Origin of the sequence: Cohnella sp. WQ 127256, assembly GCF_024519285.1 — a bacterium.
Classification (GTDB): domain Bacteria; phylum Bacillota; class Bacilli; order Paenibacillales; family Paenibacillaceae; genus Cohnella.
In genome coordinates, this window is sequence record NZ_JAMZCY010000005.1 from 481,822 (window position 1) to 498,229 (window position 16,408).

Genomic DNA, 16,408 nt, shown 5'->3' on the forward strand with positions numbered 1-16,408 from the left:
ATGGGCTACCGAATTGGGATGGATGTTGGCGGAACGAACATCGTGGCAGGGATCTTTGATGCTGACGGAAAGCTGCTTCGGCGAAGTAAAACACGTACAGTTAAATCAAGCTCGAATGAGCTATTGGAGCAATTGGCTAGCTTGTGCAAGGAATTGCTAACTGTAGAGCAGATTTCGGAGGAGCTTCTAATCTCTGTTGGAATTGGACTTCCAGGGTTTATCAATAAGGAAACAGGCTTGGTAACTGCTGCGAACTTACCCTTTAACGATATTCCAGTTGCCGAGCGTCTTAATGTCTTGATCGGAGTACCCGTAACAGTAGAAAATGATGTGAAGATGATCGTATACGGTGAATCCTTAAAGGGAGCCGGAAAAGCCTATTCACATGTTTTGGGCATTACGTTAGGTACGGGGATGTCATCGGCTTGGGTGACTAATGGTAGCTTGCATGGAGGAGCTGGGGGCTTAGCAGGAGAAATTGGTCATATTGCTTTTGCTGATATTCCTTACGTCTGTGGATGCGGCATGACTGGTTGCTTAGAAACGGTCGTTTCCGCATCCGGCGTTGCTAGACAAGCACGGGACGGATTAGCTGCTGGCTGGGTAGGCTTGCTCGCGGACCGATTTCCTTCCGAACTGCGTGATGAGCTAACATCTAAAGACGTGTGGCAAGCCTATATGGATGGCGATGCATTTGCCGGCCAAGTGTTCCAGCGAACGGCGAGTTGGTTATCAAGAGTCATCATACCCTCCGTTGCCTTGCTTAGCCCAGATGTTATTATTGTGGGTGGTGGAGTTGCTGCGGCTGGGGATGTATTCTTTGAACCCTTAAGGGCCTATGTTTCGGAAAACCTACATCCTCTATATCGGGAGCGTCTCCTCATTGTCCCAACATTACTTGGAGAAGACTCAGGAATTTATGGAAGTGCAGAATATGCTGCTAGGCAACGTATAGCGTAAAAAATAGCAAATAATGACGATTTCCCTCTCATTTTGTACGAGAGGGAAATCGTCTTTTTCATTGTGTTGATGTATAATAACTGGCAAGGGAGATAGGAGGACGGATGAAACGATGACTTATTCGCGATCGCGAACGCAACATCAGCAGAAAGCCAAGAAGCGCAGTAAAACTCGATTTTTGCTCATTGTTAATGGAGTTTTAATAACCTGTATTGTAGTGGTCGCTGCTCTGGTATGGAAAGCTAAGGACGACAATGATGGGCAAGCTAATCAGGGTAAACCATCGCAAACACATAGCATTGCCTCACCTTCAGGTGAACAACCTTCGACGATCCCGCCGGAGCCAAGCGATGAAGTTGATGAAGTCATTTCAACACCTACAACGGAGTATTTAGAGCCAGAGGGTACGGCCGACACCATAACCTTAGCACTTGTTGGAGATATATTACCCGCTGCAAGGGTATTGGAGTTGATGAAAATCAATGGCTTCGATTATCCTTTCCGCCAAGCCAAAGCTATTTTGGAAGCAGCGGATATTACAGCCGGAAATCTAGAAGCGCCGATTACGAAGCGGGGGACTCCGGCGCAGGACAAGCAGTATGTATTTCGTGGGAGTGAAGAGGCCATTCCCGAGCTGAAGGCAGCGGGTTTCGACTTCTTATCACTTGCGAACAATCATACTTTGGATTATGGCTGGGAAGGACTAAGTGATACGATGGATGCACTGGACGATGCTGATCTCAAGCATGCGGGCTCAGGTAATGACGATCGTGAGGCTTTCTCGCCGGCATACATAGAAAGTAAAGGGATTACCGTCGGGTTTGTAAGTGTGACGCGGGTCGTACCGGAAGTCTCTTGGAAAGCCGATCGTAACCATCCAGGTGTTGCTGAGGCTTACTCGCCTGAGCGAGCAGTTGCAGCGATCAAGGAAGCAAAGGAAAACGCGGACGTTGTTGTTGTGATGGTGCATTGGGGGGTAGAACGTGCGGATCGCCCAGTTGAACATCAGAAAGATCTAGCTCATCGCTTCGTGGATGCGGGTGCTGATTTGGTTGTTGGTGGCCATCCGCATGTGCTGCAAGGCTTCGAAGCATATAAGGGGAAATGGATCGCATATAGCTTGGGTAACTTCGTATTCTCGACGACGGGAACCAAATCCTCGGAAACCGGTGTGTTGAATGCTGAATGTGGTAAGGATGGAGCATGTACACTATCGTTTAACCCGCTATTCGCCAAAAACTCTCAGCCTGCTCCGATGGGTGAACTTGAAGGTAAAGCGTTGCTGGCGCGATTATCAGAATTATCCTATGACTACGGAGCATCTGTAGAGGAGGATGGGAAGATTGTTGCACGGGATTAAAAGCTTTATGAAGGGACTCAGAAATTTGCCTTTTCGATTTTATACAAGAGGGGGAAGTATGATGGATAAGAATACTCGTGCTAAGCTACATCCCTGTGTTGCTCATCGTGGCTTCTCGGGGATGGCTCCTGAGAATACGATGGCTGCATTTCGACTAGCAATGAGCCAGCCTGATGTAAAATGGATCGAGCTAGACGTTCATCTTTCACGAGATGGTGTACCTGTCGTTATTCATGATGGCACTTTAAAGCGGACGGCGAATATCGAAGGGCGCGTGATCGACTTTACTGCTACTGAGCTTGGTCGATTGGATGTGGGCAGCTGGTTTAATCCCTCTTTCTCCAAGGAAGGGATCCCTACTTTGGATGAGGTATTAGCTTTAACAAAAGGGAAATGCGCATTAAACGTAGAGCTCAAGGGGGATGACTCAGATCCAGAGCAACTCGCACAACGGGCAGTCGATATCATTCGTTCCCATCAATTAGAGCACGATATTGTCATTACTTCATTTCATCCGAATATTCTTCGTGCTGTACATCGCTGTGCTCCAGCCTTGAAGACTGGACTTATAATTGACGATAACCCTAAGGATCTTGTAGAGTCGCTTATCGCGCTTAATGCGTCGTATCTTTCTATCGGATTTCGGCATATTAATGAGCAGCTTCTTAAGCAGACTTCAGAAGCCTCTATCGATGTGATGGCTTGGACGGTTAATTCGGATGGAGATTTACGCAGGCTTGCTAGCCGACCGGAAGCTTTTCAGCTTTGTACAAACTATCCAGACCGTTGGCTGACCGCAATTAAAGAAGGTGAATAATTCCATGAATGATAAAAGTAAGCTATCACTATTGGATGTACGCAATATCTATTGTGTAGGACGGAATTATCGGCTGCATGCCGCTGAGCTGGGTAACGATGTACCCACCTCTCCAATGATTTTTACGAAACCCACGCATGCCCTTGTTGAAATGAATGATGATGTTGTTGTTTTTCCCGGTTCCCGAGGAAGCGTTCATTATGAAGCGGAGCTTGTATTCGCGGTTGGGCGAACCTATGAAGCGGGTATGAGCTGTGACGAGCTATTTTCTGCCTACACCGTGGGACTGGATCTTACACTCCGTGATGTTCAAGATCGCTTAAAAGCAAAGGGACACCCATGGCTTGCGGCCAAAGGCTTTCGGAATTCTGCAACGATTGGACGATGGGAAAGCTTTTCTAGCACTATGGCGATGGTAGAGAATGATTTTGGACTACGTATCAACGATAAAGAGGTTCAAAGAGGAAATGTTAAGGATATGGTGTTCGATCTGCAGCAGATTGTTAACTTTGTTGGGATTAACTATGGACTTGCTGCTGGAGACGTTATCTATACCGGAACCCCAGCTGGGGTTGGAGCACTAAGCGAAGGGGATAAGCTTGAGGTTTGGTGGGCCGATCAGAGCCTGGGCCGATTAACGGTCAAGCTGGACAGTTAAACAAGAAAAAAGGAGCTGATCCAGTAAATTATTTACTGGATCAGCTCCTTTTATTAATGTTTATGCTTGATCTTGCTTATTTTCTGTATCCATAAATCTTTGGCGAATTTCGAGCAGCTTCGGCAATTGTGCGAAGAAGACATCGACGAGCTCAGGATCAAAATGACGCCCGCGTTCTGCGTGGAAGAGCTTCTCGATCTCCTCGAGTGTCCAGGCAGCTTTATAAACCCGTTCCGCGCTCAATGCATCAAAGACATCCGCAACGGCTGTTATTCGACCGTAGATATGGATTTCCTCGCCCTTTCTTCCTAAGGGGTATCCCGTTCCGTCCCATTTCTCATGATGCTGCTCAGCGACGATAGAGGCTGCACGCAACAGCTCCCGCTTAGATCCCCGAAGCAATTGATGTCCTATCTTCGCATGCGACTTAATAATATTGAATTCTTCCGCGGTTAATTTCCCGGGTTTATTCAATATCGCATCCGAGATGGCAACCTTACCGATATCATGCATGGGAGACACGGTCCGAAGCAATTCGGCTTGATCCATACTTAACCCAAGGCCCAGGGCCAGCACATAGGAGTACTCAGCTACGCGTTTAACATGATTTCCGGTTTCCTTGGATCGAACCTCACCGATCTCACCCATTGCAAATATGATCTCGCGCTGAGTATCAACAATTTCCTGAGTTAGCATGACGGATTCTAATGATTTGCCAGCGTAAGAGGCGGCCAACGAAAGCAATTCCAAATCTCGTGAAGTAAAATAACCAACTTCAGTTAATTTGTTTATCGCCTGAAATGCACCGATAATTTCCCCGTTATTATTGCGGAAAGGAACGGAGATGATCGATTTTGTAAGATAGCCTGTTTTACGATCGTTCTCGGCATTATGTCGCGGATCATTATAGGCATCCTTGACAATGATCGGCTCCCCGGAGACGATTGCGCTTCCGACTAAACCTGTCCCATACGGGATGCGGATTTCATCGATACCATGAGCGACAGTTGTATATTGTTGTTTGTTTACTTCGTCAATTAGCCATACCGTGCATCTATCGGAGAGAATCATTTCGCGACCCATATCAGCCATATGGACAAGTACGCCATTTAATTTTCGTTCACTTGCAATCTTAGCAGTATAGTCAAATATTATTTTTAGTAAATCTTCTGGTGACAGTTCTTTTTTGTACACTCCGGTTCACTCCTTAAGCCATTCCCTTTCCAAATATTCGTGAGAATTTTGTCGATTCCTGCCATATGACAATAAAAAACAACATCTTCTTGATAGAGATGTTGTTTTTAGCTATTGTTGTCCTGTTCAATTGAAATGAGCACTCATGCCGTCAATATAGTAGGTGATGGATTTGGATATGCTCTCCATGATGTCTTCAGACATTTGAAAACCTCCGATCGCTTCTAACGAAGCAAACCCATGCACCATGCTTCGCAAACCACGAATGGCATGTACGGCTTCCTCTTGAGGTACCCCAAGAGGCTGCATAAGACGAATGAACAAGTTTAAGATGCCTTCTTCAGCTTGTTTGAATGGCTCTGGCTTTGGTTCCGCTACGCGGTTGATGGCTTCATAGAGACCTGGATGCTGACGAACGAATTGAATGTAAGCGTGGCCCACTTCAATAAAAGCTTGCTTGCCGGATCGACCAATGGCTGCATCATTCAATTGATCTCTTAACAAAATAGAAGCATGTGTGGCGAGCTTCTGGCGTAAATCGGGTAATCCCTCGACATGGTTATATAGGGAAGGGGTTTTAATGCCTAGCTTATCTGCCACGTACGCTAAAGTAACTTGTTCCCAACCCATGCGGTCAGCTATGTCAGAAGCAGCTGCAATGACAATTTCGGGTTTAATGCCTGCTCTCATCTACTATTCCTCCTATCTAAGCGTAGTTGGGCTTCATTAATCGCGTGTTGAATGGAAGGAGCAGGTTGTAGGAGTGCGGAGCCATGACCCACGACAAGGACGGTTGGATTTAGCTCTAACATTCGCTTTGCACTCGCGATAGCCGTAGGAGCGTGCCATGTCGCCATTGCAGGGAAGGGGAATGCCCATTTCATATGCCCTGAAACCGCAAAGCCTCCCTTGCTTTGGAAAGCGTCACCCGCTATAAGTGTTTGACTTAATGTTTCCAGATAAGCAAGATGACCAGGTGAATGTCCAGGTGACGATACGGCTAATAAAGAACCGATGTAGTCATTGTCTTGTATGAGAAAGTCAGGAGTGAAGAGAGCTTTCTTCGGTATTCCGCCTTTCAGTGGGGTTTGCGGCTCATGCGGAAGAAGGGAATGGTCGCCTTCCAGAATAGAAGCTTCCCGACTAGACATCCCAATCTTGACATCAGGATATTTCTCTTTCAAGAAAGGGATGGCGCCAAGATGATCCTCATGCGCGTGCGTCAGCAAAATGCGAGTGAGTGGTTTCCCCGTTGCTTGAATAGCTGCGTATATTCCTTTGGCAACAAACGGCATACAAGCATCAATGAGGGTTATGCTATGGTCATCTTCTACCAGAAAGCAGTTTAAAGGGAACAACCTTGGCATGAAAGTCAGTTGCGTGACAGGGCCCCATTGCGATTTTTTCATTATCATCGCCTCCATATACTAATCATGTTATTATAATAACTAATCTAATTAGTTTAAGCAAGAGGGAATTGCTTAGTTCTGTATAATGAGTAGCGAAAAATGTAAAATAATGACGGATCCTGTAGCTGAAGCAAGATAATCTTATCCCTATGTTATGTGTTTGACTCCCTTACTTTAAGGGAGTTTAATTCTACAATAAGGATGTAGCCAAATAAAAAACCCATTGGGAGGGTCTTACGAATGAAAAAGAAAACAATTACGATTGCAGCTTCCGTACTAATGCTATCTTCGGTCTTGTCAGCGTGCGGTAGTAAAGAAAACAACAATGCATCACCATCTGCTAGTTCAAGTGCAAGTGAGAGCAGCAGCCCAAGTGAATCAGCAGCAGCATCATCACCTGCGGCAGTTGAGAACTTTGATATTTCACTGCGTCACATCCAAATTAGTGATCTTCAAAAATTCCGTAAAGCCATTCTTGAAGAAGTTGTTGCAAAATCCGAAGCAGACGTTCCAGGAGCTAAATTCGAAATGGACCCTGTAGAAGATAGCGTTCAACGTTTTACAAAGCTTCCTGCAGAGATGGCTGCTGGAAACCCACCGAAAATCTTTGACTTGTTCGGCGGTCCTGGTGACGGTCAAAAGTATGCTCGCGCTGGTAAATTGCTAGATTTGACTCCAATCCTTGATGAATTGGGAATTAAAGATCAATTCACTGACTTCTCAACATTTGTTGTAGATGGTAAAGTATACGGCTTGCCAATTGGTGCTAGTTCCGAAGGTTTCTTCTATAACACAGAAATCTTAGCAGCGAACAACATCGCTGTTCCAAAAACAATGGATGAGCTAGATGCAGCATTTGCCGCTCTTAAAGCAAAAGGAATTACACCGATGGCAATGGGTTCATCCGCTGCATGGGTACCTTTCATGCTTGTAAACACACTAGTCGCTCGTTATGCGGGTCCTGAAATTCAAGCTGGTGTTGGTGACGGTTCACGTAAATTGACTGAGCCTGAAGTCGTTAATGCATTTGCTAAATACGAAGAGTGGATCAAAAAAGGCTACTTCACTAAAGGTGAGCTTGGTATTGATTACACAGGTCAAATCAATGAATTCATCGGTGGAAAAGCTGCATTCTTGTTCGATGGAACTTGGAGAGCATCGGCGTTCACAGCTGAAGGCGACGGTAAAGCTCTAGCTGGTAAAGTTGGTTACTTCGCAATGCCTTCTGCTACAGGCGGTAAAGGCGATCAAACAGCTGTTAACTACAACCAAAATAACGGTTATGGTTTCTCCGCTGACGTAAATGACAATGAAAAAGCGGCTATCAAAGCGTTCATCAAAAACCTGTACTCAGAAGAATACCAAATCCGTGGTTTCAAAGAGGATGGAGTTCTTCCTTCCATGAAGGTTGATCCTTCTAAGCTTCCTACTGAAAACCCACTTACTAAAGAAGCGATTGCAATTAACGCAGCAGCTGGATCTGTATTCCCTCACTTTGATTCTCTAGTCGCTGCTACAGTAAACGGAGAGTTCGAGAAACAAATCCAGAACCTAATTGCGGGTAAAGCAACTGCACAAAAAGCTACTGAAGCCATTCAACAAGTTCAAGATAAAGAATTAGCTGCTCTTAAATAGACTAATACAAGTGATAAAGGCGTTGAGGTGCCGCCGCCCCGTGTGGGTGGTACCTCAATCGTCATAGGGTGGGGGAACCATGAACAAAACACTGCGAAATCCATACGTATACCTGCTCTTTGTAGTGCCGACGATCGGTCTGTATTTCTTATTTTTCGTATATCCAGTCTTTCAATCGGTCGTATATGGAGTAACCGATTGGGATGGATTGAATCCTGCGAAATTCGTTGGGTTAGAAAACTTCATTAATGCTTTTAAGGATGCTGATTTCACAGCTTCAATCAGAAACAACATGTATTTCATTCTCTTTTCCATCTTCATCCAGGTTCCACTTATCATCACATTCTCGCTACTAATTAGCGGTGTGAAACGATTTCAAGGTTTTTATAAGACAACAGTATTTATGCCTTCTATTTTATCAACGTCAATTATTGGGATTTTGTGGCAATTTATGTACCATCCAAGTATTGGGTTTTTCAACAAATTCCTCGGTTGGTTTGGTATTGAACCGATTTATTGGTTGTCCGATCCGAAATGGGCGATGCTATCCGTTCTAGTAACGAACGCATGGCAGTGGATGGGTTTCTACATTGTACTCGTTCTTGCAGCCATCTTGGCTATTCCGAAGGAAATCAACGAAGCGGCTGAAATCGACGGTGCAACCGGCATACAGCGGGCCATCAAGATTACTACGCCACTTATTATGCCAATTATATCTGTAGTCGTCATGCTTTCCATTGCAGGAGCTATGCGTGTCGTTGATATCGTACTCGTCATGACGAACGGTGGTCCTGCTGGTGCAACAGAGGTTATGGCGTCCTATATGGTCAACAAAGCGATTAGGTTTGGTCAATATGGTTACGGTACAGCCCTTTCCATTATTATTTTCGCAATCGCATTGATCCTGACGGCTATTTACCAACTCGTGTTTGCTAGAAAGTCAGAAAGGGTTGAGTACTAATGCCGAAAATCTTTAAAAAGGGCGTACCCCATCTGTTGTTGATGATCTATGTTATTATCATTTTGTTCCCGTTCGTATTCATCTTGTTTTCTTCTTTCAAATATTCGAACGACGCGATCGTGAATGCTCCTTTCGGATTGCCGGATCGTATTTCATTCGAAAATTACGCCGAAGCTTGGAAGAAAGCTAAAATTAGTACGTATTTCTTTAACAGCGCCTACTTGTCCTTATCCGCTGCTGTTGTAGCCATCTTCCTCGCTGCGGCAACGGCATATGCGATTGCTCGGATGAGATTGAAAAGGATAAGTAATGCGGTGTACCAATTTATCCTAATCGGCATGCTTATACCTTCTAACGTTCTGTTCATTTCTCAGTATATTTTAGTTAAAGATCTAGGAATATTAGGCACACACTGGTCGTTGTTCTTCCCTTATGTAGCGGGTGCTTTACCCTTCAGCGTGTTATTGATCGTTGCTTTTATGAAGGCTATTCCTTCTGAAATGGAAGAAGCTGCAATCGTAGACGGATTAGGGGTCATAGGTTCTTTTCTCCGAATCATTCTCCCGCTATCCGTTCCTGCACTTGTAACGGTATTTATCATTAACCTAATGGGGAACTGGAACGAGTATCTACTCTCCAACTTCTTCATCAGTAAGGATTATCTCAGAACGCTTCCGACCGGTATGGTTGGTTTCAGGGATTCGTTCAAGATGAACTATCCTTTGGTATTTACCGGAGTCGTCATAAGCGTATTGCCAATTCTGGTCCTCTATGGATTCTTACAAAGAACAATCATTGAAGGTCTAACCGCTGGTGGCGTTAAAGGTTAAGGTATGCTTGTTCTCATAGGTTGGACTAGCTAGCAATAACGTTTGTATCCTCAAGAAGACGAGGAGCAAGCGTTTTTTGCTATTTCAGGGGTTTGTGAGAAAATAACGAGAGAAGCTTAACGGGGGAGGTACACCAACTGAACATATCTTCTTTTCCGCCGATCGTTGATTCCAACTCGCGTATTCTGATTCTTGGCAGTATGCCTGGAGTAGCATCCTTGCAAGCGCACCAGTATTATGGCAATGCCCGAAACTATTTGTGGTCGATTATATATGCGCTCTTCGGTGAGGGAAGGGAACCAGAATCAGAGTATGAAAATAGGCTTGCATTCGCTTTGAGTCATGGGATAGCTTTATGGGACGCTATAGCGACCTGTGAGCGGAAGGGGAGCTTGGACAGTGATATTAAGCAGGCGGTTCCCAATGATATCCCAGGGCTGCTACAGCGGTATCCAGGAGTAGCTATCATTGCTTGCAACGGTACAAAGTCGTATAAAGAGTTGAATAAACACTATGGCTCGCATCCGGAGATCATGAAGCGGAAGGTCGTATGCATGCCTTCGACGAGTCCGATCCCGACGAAAAATTATCGTGGACTGGAAGACCGTCTTGCGACTTGGAAACTCCTATTGGAAATGTAAAAAAGGTCAGATGAGGGAGCCCCTCATCTGACCATTTTAAGTCTATATGCTGCTTCTAATGCTACATAGCCTCAGGAGTGTCTAGGAGCTGTTTATTTGGTCAATTGCTCCATTTGCTCAATAAGCCCTTCAAACACACTCATCGCTTGTCTAATCGGCTCTGGGGTGGACATATCGACGCCAGCTTCCTTGAGAATATTGATGGAGTAGTCTTTGCCACCACTTTTCAAGAAGCCAAGATAACGATCGACTGCCGGCTTGCCTTCATCGAGAATTTGTTTTGCAAAGCTCGTTGCTGCAGAAAACCCCGTCGCATACTTATAAACATAGAAGCTGTTGTAGAAATGAGGAATACGCGCCCATTCCATCTCGATATCTTTATCCACAACCATTCCTTTGCCATAATAATTGACATTGAGGTCGTAATAGATGGAGCTCAGTTCTTGCGGAGTTAGTGCTTCGCCTTGTTCTGCTCGATCATGGATGATCTTCTCGAATTCTGCGAACATCGTTTGACGGAACACCGTCGTGCGGAACTGGTCGGCGTAATAAGTAAGCAGGTACATTTTTTCCTTCGGATCGGTCGACTTCTCAAGTAAGTTATTCATGAGCAACGCTTCATTCAGCGTAGAAGCAACTTCCGCTAGGAATATCGTGTACTGTGCATCGCGATAATCGTTATTTTGATCAGAGTAATAAGAATGCAACGCATGACCCATCTCATGAGTTAACGTGAACATGCTGTTTAGGTTGTCGTTATGGTTGAGAAGTACGTAGGGATGCGTGCCGAACGCGCCCCAGCTGTAAGCACCGCTACGTTTACCTTCGTTCTCGTAGATGTCAATCCAACCGTTGTCGAAGCCTTCTTGAAGCACCTTGCGGTAGTCATCGCCAAGTGGAGCAAGACTTTCGTATACTTTTTTCTTCGCTTGCTCATACGTAATTTCCATATCGAACTCTTCGACTAGAGGGGCGAACAAGTCATACATATGAAGCTCGTCAAGCTTGAGCAGCTTTTTGCGTAAATCCATATATCTATGCATGAGCGGCAAATATTCATGGATGGTTGAGATCAAATTGTCGTATACAGACTGTGGGATATTATCTCCAAACAACGACATTTCCAAAGCAGACGGATAATGACGAGCTTTGGCATAGAACAGGTTCTTGGTCACATTAGCGCTTAAAGTTGAAGCAAGCGTATTGCGCCATTTGCCATAGGTGTCGTACATCGCTTTGAAAGCAGCACTACGTACGTTTTGGTCCTTGCTTTCAAGAAATTGTATGTATCGGCCGTGTGTGAGTTCGACTTCCTCACCTTTCTCATTTTTCACCTTCGGGAATTTCAAGTCTGCATTGTTCAGCATCCCAAAAATCGTCCCAGGTGCTTGAGAAACATTGCCTACTTGTGCAAGAAGCGATTCCTCATTTTTTGATAAAATATGAGGCTTCTGACGGAGCATCTCTTCTAAGGTGCGCTTGTACTTCGCTAGAGAGGGGTCAGAGATAAGTCCAGTTAGCTGTTGTTCAGACAAGCTTAGAATTTCAGGAGTGATGAAGGAAGTTGCTTCGCTAACTTCAACGCTAATTTTTTTGGATTTTTCGGATAGAGCTTGGTAGCTAGGCTCAGCTGTATCTTCATGATGACGCATGTTGGCATACACATAAAGTCGTTCTGTTAAGAGGGAGATATCATCATCTAGGTCGAAAATGCGAGCAATGGAGGCTGCATCTTTAAGCTTGCCTTGATAGCTAGTGATATCAGAGATCATACCTTTGACGCGGTTGAGTTCTGCATCCCAAGCGGCTTGGTTCGGATATAAATCCTCCAGCTTCCAACGATGCTCCTGTGGGGTTTCATTTCTATTGGCTACTTGTTTCATGGGTAAGCTCAACCTCCTGAATAAAGTATCGTGGGTAATACTGGTGCCAAATAAAGACATGACCACCAGAGAGGCGGTCAGTGGTAAGGCATACATTTTCATAGGACGCCTCCGGAAACGGAATGAGTTACCGGAATAGTATGTCCTTACCAGCATTGTTTATTAGCTTAAGACGAGCGTCCTCTAGGATCCTACTTTGAAGAAGGTATAGACAATAAGGAAAAATGCAAAAAGTACGAATAAAATGGAGAGGATGGCCATGGGTCGGCGCATGGTCTGAGGAATCTTCTCTCGTGACAGGATGAGAACAACCGCCAAACCAAAGGATGCAACAATAAAAATAATATTCGCTTCAGTAGCCAACTTGCGGAAACCTCCTTTCCAATGGAATTAAATTTCCTTTAGCTTTTCCATCGTAAGACGGAGACCTTCTTCACCATCAGGGAAGTCATCGGGAATAAATCTCTTCTCAGCCCAATCCATTAATTGAGGGCGGCTTAAGAATTTGTGGCAAACCTCACCCCATTGGTCCGAGATTTCTCGAACGACAAGCGTTTTACCTTGAACCTCTACAGTCAGCATATTGTAATTGTCGTGCTTATAGACGGTATGTTTAGTGAACATGTTAGTCTCCTGATCTTGGCAGTCGTTGCCGTTTTTCTCATCATAGAAGAGATGGGCGGAGAAATCAATGTGAGCTTGGAAAAAACAGGTTGACAGTATGTGGAAGTTATGTGAATCTAGTTGAAATCCACATTTGTGGAAGTAAGAAATAGTCGAGTTTAGCTGAGTTGAGATTGATGAGCTGAGAGGAGTAGTTGAAATGGAAAACAAGTCAATATTGCAGGCCTATCCGCAAACGGGTGTTGCCTCAACCTGTCGTTCGTATGAGGAATATACCGCGATGTTTAATTTAGTAGGGACGGATTGGAATGAAGGCCCAGTGTTAGATGTGGCAGGAGGTGCATCCTCTTTCACAGCACAATTAAATGCTAGGGGATTCGAGGCCTATGCTGCAGATCCTTTCTATGAAGGGTTGAACGAGGATGTTATTGCCGCAGGACACAAAGAAATTGAGGTGTCCTCTGCCAAAATCGCAGCTGGAGCGGCGATGTACGATTGGAGCTTTTACGGCTCCCCAGAGCAACACCGCAAGCTTAGAGAGCATTCATTAACATTATTCGCAGAGGATTTTCGACAGGATAGCGCGAGAACAAAGTATTACTCTGCAGCACTTCCTAATCTCCCTTTTGAGAGTGGTACGTTTGGTTTGATCGTATGTAGTCATTTTCTATTCTTATATGCGGATACTTTCGGAAAGCAATTTCATGAAGAGGCGCTTACGGAGCTTATTCGTTTGTTACGCCCTGGTGGCGAGCTGCGAATATACCCATTAATCACTTTGAAATGGGAGGAATGTCCTTTCATTTCTGAGCTATTGGGAGAGCTTAAGGGAGTAGATCTAATAGAGTTTTTGCCAACGGGTTTACCCTTCATGCCGGTTGCGAGTCCCTTGCTACGCTTGGTTAAATCGGTATAAAGGTGAGCTTGAATATATTGCTGAAATGGGTAATTTCGGTTATAATTAGGGTATTCGCCGACTGACGGCGAGATTTTAGGAGGTTTTTCATTTGAGAGGAACAGTAAAGTGGTTTAACGCGGAGAAGGGCTACGGTTTTATCTCCATCGAAGACGGCAACGATGTATTCGTTCATTTCTCAGCCATCCAAGGCGACGGCTTCAAAACCTTGGACGAAGGTCAAGCTGTAGAATTTGAAATTACTGAAGGAAATCGTGGCCCTCAAGCATCTAACGTGATTAAACTGTAAGTCACGCGAGCGCGTCGATTTATTATATATCACGGATTTGCAATTAAACTCCTAGCTTCTGCTAGGGGTTTTTCTTTATGTCCCTTTGACCTATTCGGCGGCAAAATGGTACACTTATTATAGAATTTATTGATACTGATGTCTCTCGGGGGTAAATGGTTATGCCAAAATTTAAGCTTTTTGCAGGCCGTAAAGGTAAAGCAGATCAAGCCAAAAACAATCAATTCGTAAAGCTAGGACGTGAGATCTATGTGCAAGCGCGTAGGGGAGGGACAAACCCTGAGGCTAACTATGGTCTAAAATCCGCGATTGCTAGTGCTCGTGCGATTCAGATGCCGGCTGATAATATCGAAAGAGCGATCAAGAAAGCAGCTGGTGGAGCTGACAGCGTTGATTATGAAGATGTGCTGTATGAAGGATATGGACCGGGCGGAGTAGCCGTTATGGTGAAGTGTCTAACGGATAATCGTAATCGTACAGCTGCGGATGTTCGCTCCACTTTCGGTAAACGTGGCGGTAATTTGGGTGAATCCGGCTGCGTAGCTTATATGTTCGACCAGAAGGGGCTTCTAGTTATTGCTCGTGACGAAGATGTTTCAGTAGATGAAGATAGCTTCATGATGGAGGCGCTAGAGGCTGGGGCGGAAGATGTCGTCAGTGGTGCCGACAGCTTTGAGGTTCTGACTGCACCTGAGGAGTTTGAAAAAGTGAAAAACAACTTGGAGTCAGCGGGATACACTTTCGAAACGGCAGGAGTTCGTTGGTTACCCCAAAACACGGTAGCTGTCGAAGGAGAAAATGCCGAGAAGCTATTGAAGATGATGGAAGCCTTTGACGATAATGATGACGTCCAAGATGTATACCACAACTTCGAGATTAGCGACGATGAAATGAGTCGATTAGGTTAATCCACCACAGAGGGGCCGCAAGGCCTCTTTTTCAATTTCAATCGGTAAAATAGAAAGCCGCTATCCCCAAAAAGGATGAGCGGCTTTCCATTTATCTATCTCATCAACCTGCGGTTGAATCGGAGGGCTGTAGCATATGGACTTTATCGATAGTGCCTCCACCGAGACATACTTCTCCATCGAAGAAAACGACTGCCTGGCCAGGGGTGATCGCTTTCTGAGGAATATCGAATTCAACGAGATAAGTTCCGTTATCCTGAGGAATTAGCGTTACCCCTTGATCGGGCTGGCGATATCGGAACTTAGCTGTGCAACGGATCGAGGTCGTAGGTAATACAGGACTAATCCAATTTACCTCTGTTGCTGTTAATGCGGACGAATAGAGGCTGGAATGTGTATCTCCTTGTACGACGTATAATGTATTGCTTTCTAAGTCCTTATTCGCCACGAACCATGGCTCACCGTTACCAGATCCCCCGATACCAAGACCTTGACGTTGGCCAAGCGTATAATACATGAGTCCATCATGACGGCCTTTAATTTCTCCAGAGACGAGATCTACCATATTACCTGGCTTAGCAGGGAGGTATTGGCTCAGAAACTCTTTGAAATTACGTTCACCAATGAAGCAAACGCCTGTGCTGTCTTTTTTCTTGGCCGTCGCTAAACCTGCTTCGTCAGCAATTTTACGTACATCCGGTTTGTTGAGATGCCCGATCGGGAACATGGCACGCGCAAGCTGGGACTGATTAAGGGCATGAAGGAAGTAAGATTGATCCTTATTCGTATCAATACCACGTAACAATTCGTATTTACCTTCACGAAGTTCGACTCGTGCGTAGTGTCCTGTAGCGATCACCTCGGCACCTAGATCTAAAGCCTTTTGCAGGAATTCACCGAATTTGATCTCGCGATTGCACATGACATCGGGATTTGGTGTTCTACCCCGGCGATATTCCTCAAGGAAATATTTAAATACCTTGTCCTGATACTCTTCTTCAAAATTAACGGTATAATAAGGGATTCCGATCTGATTACAAACTCTGCGAACGTCTTCCGCATCTTCTTCTGCGGTACATACGCCGAATTCATCCGTATCGTCCCAATTTTTCATGAATACTCCGATTACGTCAAAGCCTTGTCTTTTTAACAAAAGTGCCGTCACCGAAGAATCCACGCCACCAGACATGCCAACGACGACTCGAACTTTGGATGGATCAGAGAATCGATCTTCGGACAAAGGCAATAAAACCTCATTATTACTCACAATTCATCTCTCCTTACGACTAGCAGTTACAAAACCATCATTTTATATTAACATAT

General features: G+C 44.9%; 18 protein-coding genes. 11 read left to right on the forward strand and 7 right to left on the reverse strand.

Annotated elements, in window-relative coordinates:
- The 4 genes from M1K58_RS17170 (at position 1) to M1K58_RS17185 (ending at position 3,795) form a co-directional block, all read left to right on the forward strand.
- A complete protein-coding gene (locus M1K58_RS17170) occupies positions 1-960 on the forward strand; it encodes an ROK family protein (protein WP_256760066.1) in 960 nt (319 codons plus the stop codon).
- Between the two features lie 112 nt (positions 961-1,072).
- Positions 1,073-2,320 (forward strand): CapA family protein, encoded by a 1,248-nt coding sequence (locus M1K58_RS17175; RefSeq protein ID WP_256760067.1) that lies wholly within the window; start codon positions 1,073-1,075, stop codon positions 2,318-2,320.
- Positions 2,321-2,378: 58 nt separating this feature from the next.
- Entirely contained in the window at positions 2,379-3,137 is a 759-nt protein-coding gene (locus tag M1K58_RS17180; RefSeq protein ID WP_256760068.1) for a glycerophosphodiester phosphodiesterase, read from the forward strand.
- Between the two features lie 4 nt (positions 3,138-3,141).
- Entirely contained in the window at positions 3,142-3,795 is a 654-nt protein-coding gene (locus M1K58_RS17185) for a fumarylacetoacetate hydrolase family protein (RefSeq protein ID WP_256760069.1), read from the forward strand.
- A gap of 60 nt (positions 3,796-3,855) precedes the next feature.
- On the opposite strand, the gene M1K58_RS17190 is transcribed toward M1K58_RS17185, so the two are convergent.
- The 3 genes from M1K58_RS17190 to M1K58_RS17200 form a co-directional block, all read right to left on the reverse strand.
- Positions 3,856-4,989 carry an HD domain-containing phosphohydrolase gene (locus tag M1K58_RS17190; RefSeq protein ID WP_256760070.1) on the reverse strand — a complete coding sequence of 378 codons (1,134 nt, stop codon included), beginning with the start codon at positions 4,987-4,989 and terminating at the stop codon, positions 3,856-3,858.
- A gap of 126 nt (positions 4,990-5,115) precedes the next feature.
- Positions 5,116-5,679, reverse strand: a complete 564-nt coding sequence (locus M1K58_RS17195) for a TetR/AcrR family transcriptional regulator (RefSeq protein ID WP_256760071.1) — start codon at positions 5,677-5,679, stop codon at positions 5,116-5,118.
- Complete coding sequence (locus M1K58_RS17200) at positions 5,676-6,398, reverse strand: MBL fold metallo-hydrolase (protein ID WP_256760072.1); 723 nt, start codon at positions 6,396-6,398, stop codon at positions 5,676-5,678. The genes M1K58_RS17195 and M1K58_RS17200 overlap by 4 nt, the downstream gene beginning before the upstream one ends.
- A gap of 240 nt (positions 6,399-6,638) precedes the next feature.
- On the opposite strand from M1K58_RS17200, the gene M1K58_RS17205 reads away from it, so the two are divergent.
- The 4 genes from M1K58_RS17205 to M1K58_RS17220 all read left to right on the forward strand — a co-directional run bounded on the left by M1K58_RS17205 (position 6,639) and on the right by M1K58_RS17220 (position 10,465).
- Positions 6,639-8,033, forward strand: a complete 1,395-nt coding sequence (locus tag M1K58_RS17205) for an extracellular solute-binding protein (RefSeq protein ID WP_256760073.1) — start codon at positions 6,639-6,641, stop codon at positions 8,031-8,033.
- Positions 8,034-8,112: 79 nt separating this feature from the next.
- The gene (locus tag M1K58_RS17210) at positions 8,113-8,994 is read left to right on the forward strand and encodes a carbohydrate ABC transporter permease (RefSeq protein WP_256760074.1); all 882 of its coding nucleotides are present in this window, start codon (positions 8,113-8,115) and stop codon (positions 8,992-8,994) included.
- On the forward strand, positions 8,994-9,824 hold the full coding sequence (locus M1K58_RS17215) for a carbohydrate ABC transporter permease (RefSeq protein WP_256760075.1): 831 nt from the start codon (positions 8,994-8,996) through the stop codon (positions 9,822-9,824). The genes M1K58_RS17210 and M1K58_RS17215 overlap by 1 nt, the downstream gene beginning before the upstream one ends.
- Before the next feature lie 161 nt (positions 9,825-9,985).
- Positions 9,986-10,465 carry a DNA-deoxyinosine glycosylase gene (locus M1K58_RS17220; protein WP_256760337.1) on the forward strand — a complete coding sequence of 160 codons (480 nt, stop codon included), beginning with the start codon at positions 9,986-9,988 and terminating at the stop codon, positions 10,463-10,465.
- Positions 10,466-10,557: 92 nt separating this feature from the next.
- On the opposite strand, the gene pepF is transcribed toward M1K58_RS17220, so the two are convergent.
- The 3 genes from pepF to M1K58_RS17235 all read right to left on the reverse strand — a co-directional run bounded on the left by pepF (position 10,558) and on the right by M1K58_RS17235 (position 12,972).
- A complete protein-coding gene (gene pepF, locus M1K58_RS17225) occupies positions 10,558-12,348 on the reverse strand; it encodes an oligoendopeptidase F (protein WP_256760076.1) in 1,791 nt (596 codons plus the stop codon).
- A gap of 183 nt (positions 12,349-12,531) precedes the next feature.
- Positions 12,532-12,711 (reverse strand): hypothetical protein, encoded by a 180-nt coding sequence (locus tag M1K58_RS17230; RefSeq protein WP_256760077.1) that lies wholly within the window; start codon positions 12,709-12,711, stop codon positions 12,532-12,534.
- A gap of 27 nt (positions 12,712-12,738) precedes the next feature.
- Positions 12,739-12,972, reverse strand: coding sequence for a hypothetical protein (locus M1K58_RS17235; RefSeq protein ID WP_256760078.1), 234 nt, complete (start codon positions 12,970-12,972; stop codon positions 12,739-12,741).
- Between the two features lie 199 nt (positions 12,973-13,171).
- Between M1K58_RS17235 and M1K58_RS17240 the strand changes: the two genes are divergently transcribed.
- The 3 genes from M1K58_RS17240 to M1K58_RS17250 all read left to right on the forward strand — a co-directional run bounded on the left by M1K58_RS17240 (position 13,172) and on the right by M1K58_RS17250 (position 15,085).
- A complete protein-coding gene (locus M1K58_RS17240) occupies positions 13,172-13,888 on the forward strand; it encodes a class I SAM-dependent methyltransferase (RefSeq protein ID WP_256760079.1) in 717 nt (238 codons plus the stop codon).
- 91 nt (positions 13,889-13,979) lie between these two features.
- Positions 13,980-14,177: a cold shock domain-containing protein gene (locus M1K58_RS17245; protein WP_256760080.1), complete on the forward strand. Its 198-nt coding sequence runs from the start codon at positions 13,980-13,982 to the stop codon at positions 14,175-14,177.
- A 161-nt stretch (positions 14,178-14,338) separates the two neighbouring features.
- Positions 14,339-15,085: a YebC/PmpR family DNA-binding transcriptional regulator gene (locus M1K58_RS17250; protein ID WP_256760081.1), complete on the forward strand. Its 747-nt coding sequence runs from the start codon at positions 14,339-14,341 to the stop codon at positions 15,083-15,085.
- 103 nt (positions 15,086-15,188) lie between these two features.
- Here M1K58_RS17250 and mnmA read toward each other — a convergent pair whose 3' ends face one another.
- Positions 15,189-16,325 (reverse strand): tRNA 2-thiouridine(34) synthase MnmA, encoded by a 1,137-nt coding sequence (mnmA, locus tag M1K58_RS17255; RefSeq protein WP_256760338.1) that lies wholly within the window; start codon positions 16,323-16,325, stop codon positions 15,189-15,191.
- Positions 16,326-16,408 lie beyond the last annotated feature (83 nt).

What these genes read in the sequence shown, in the direction of transcription:
- M1K58_RS17235 (WP_256760078.1), bottom strand. Translation starts at nt 12,972, where the DNA reads ATGTTCACTAAACATACCGTCTATAAGCACGACAATTACAATATGCTG.
- M1K58_RS17240 (WP_256760079.1), top strand. Translation starts at nt 13,172, where the DNA reads ATGGAAAACAAGTCAATATTGCAGGCCTATCCGCAAACGGGTGTTGCC.
- M1K58_RS17185 (WP_256760069.1), top strand. Translation starts at nt 3,142, where the DNA reads ATGAATGATAAAAGTAAGCTATCACTATTGGATGTACGCAATATCTAT.
- M1K58_RS17215 (WP_256760075.1), top strand. Translation starts at nt 8,994, where the DNA reads ATGCCGAAAATCTTTAAAAAGGGCGTACCCCATCTGTTGTTGATGATC.
- pepF (WP_256760076.1), bottom strand. Translation starts at nt 12,348, where the DNA reads ATGAAACAAGTAGCCAATAGAAATGAAACCCCACAGGAGCATCGTTGG.
- M1K58_RS17250 (WP_256760081.1), top strand. Translation starts at nt 14,339, where the DNA reads ATGCCAAAATTTAAGCTTTTTGCAGGCCGTAAAGGTAAAGCAGATCAA.
- M1K58_RS17200 (WP_256760072.1), bottom strand. Translation starts at nt 6,398, where the DNA reads ATGAAAAAATCGCAATGGGGCCCTGTCACGCAACTGACTTTCATGCCA.
- M1K58_RS17175 (WP_256760067.1), top strand. Translation starts at nt 1,073, where the DNA reads ATGACTTATTCGCGATCGCGAACGCAACATCAGCAGAAAGCCAAGAAG.
- M1K58_RS17205 (WP_256760073.1), top strand. Translation starts at nt 6,639, where the DNA reads ATGAAAAAGAAAACAATTACGATTGCAGCTTCCGTACTAATGCTATCT.
- M1K58_RS17195 (WP_256760071.1), bottom strand. Translation starts at nt 5,679, where the DNA reads ATGAGAGCAGGCATTAAACCCGAAATTGTCATTGCAGCTGCTTCTGAC.
- M1K58_RS17180 (WP_256760068.1), top strand. Translation starts at nt 2,379, where the DNA reads ATGATGGATAAGAATACTCGTGCTAAGCTACATCCCTGTGTTGCTCAT.
- M1K58_RS17170 (WP_256760066.1), top strand. Translation starts at nt 1, where the DNA reads ATGGGCTACCGAATTGGGATGGATGTTGGCGGAACGAACATCGTGGCA.
- M1K58_RS17210 (WP_256760074.1), top strand. Translation starts at nt 8,113, where the DNA reads ATGAACAAAACACTGCGAAATCCATACGTATACCTGCTCTTTGTAGTG.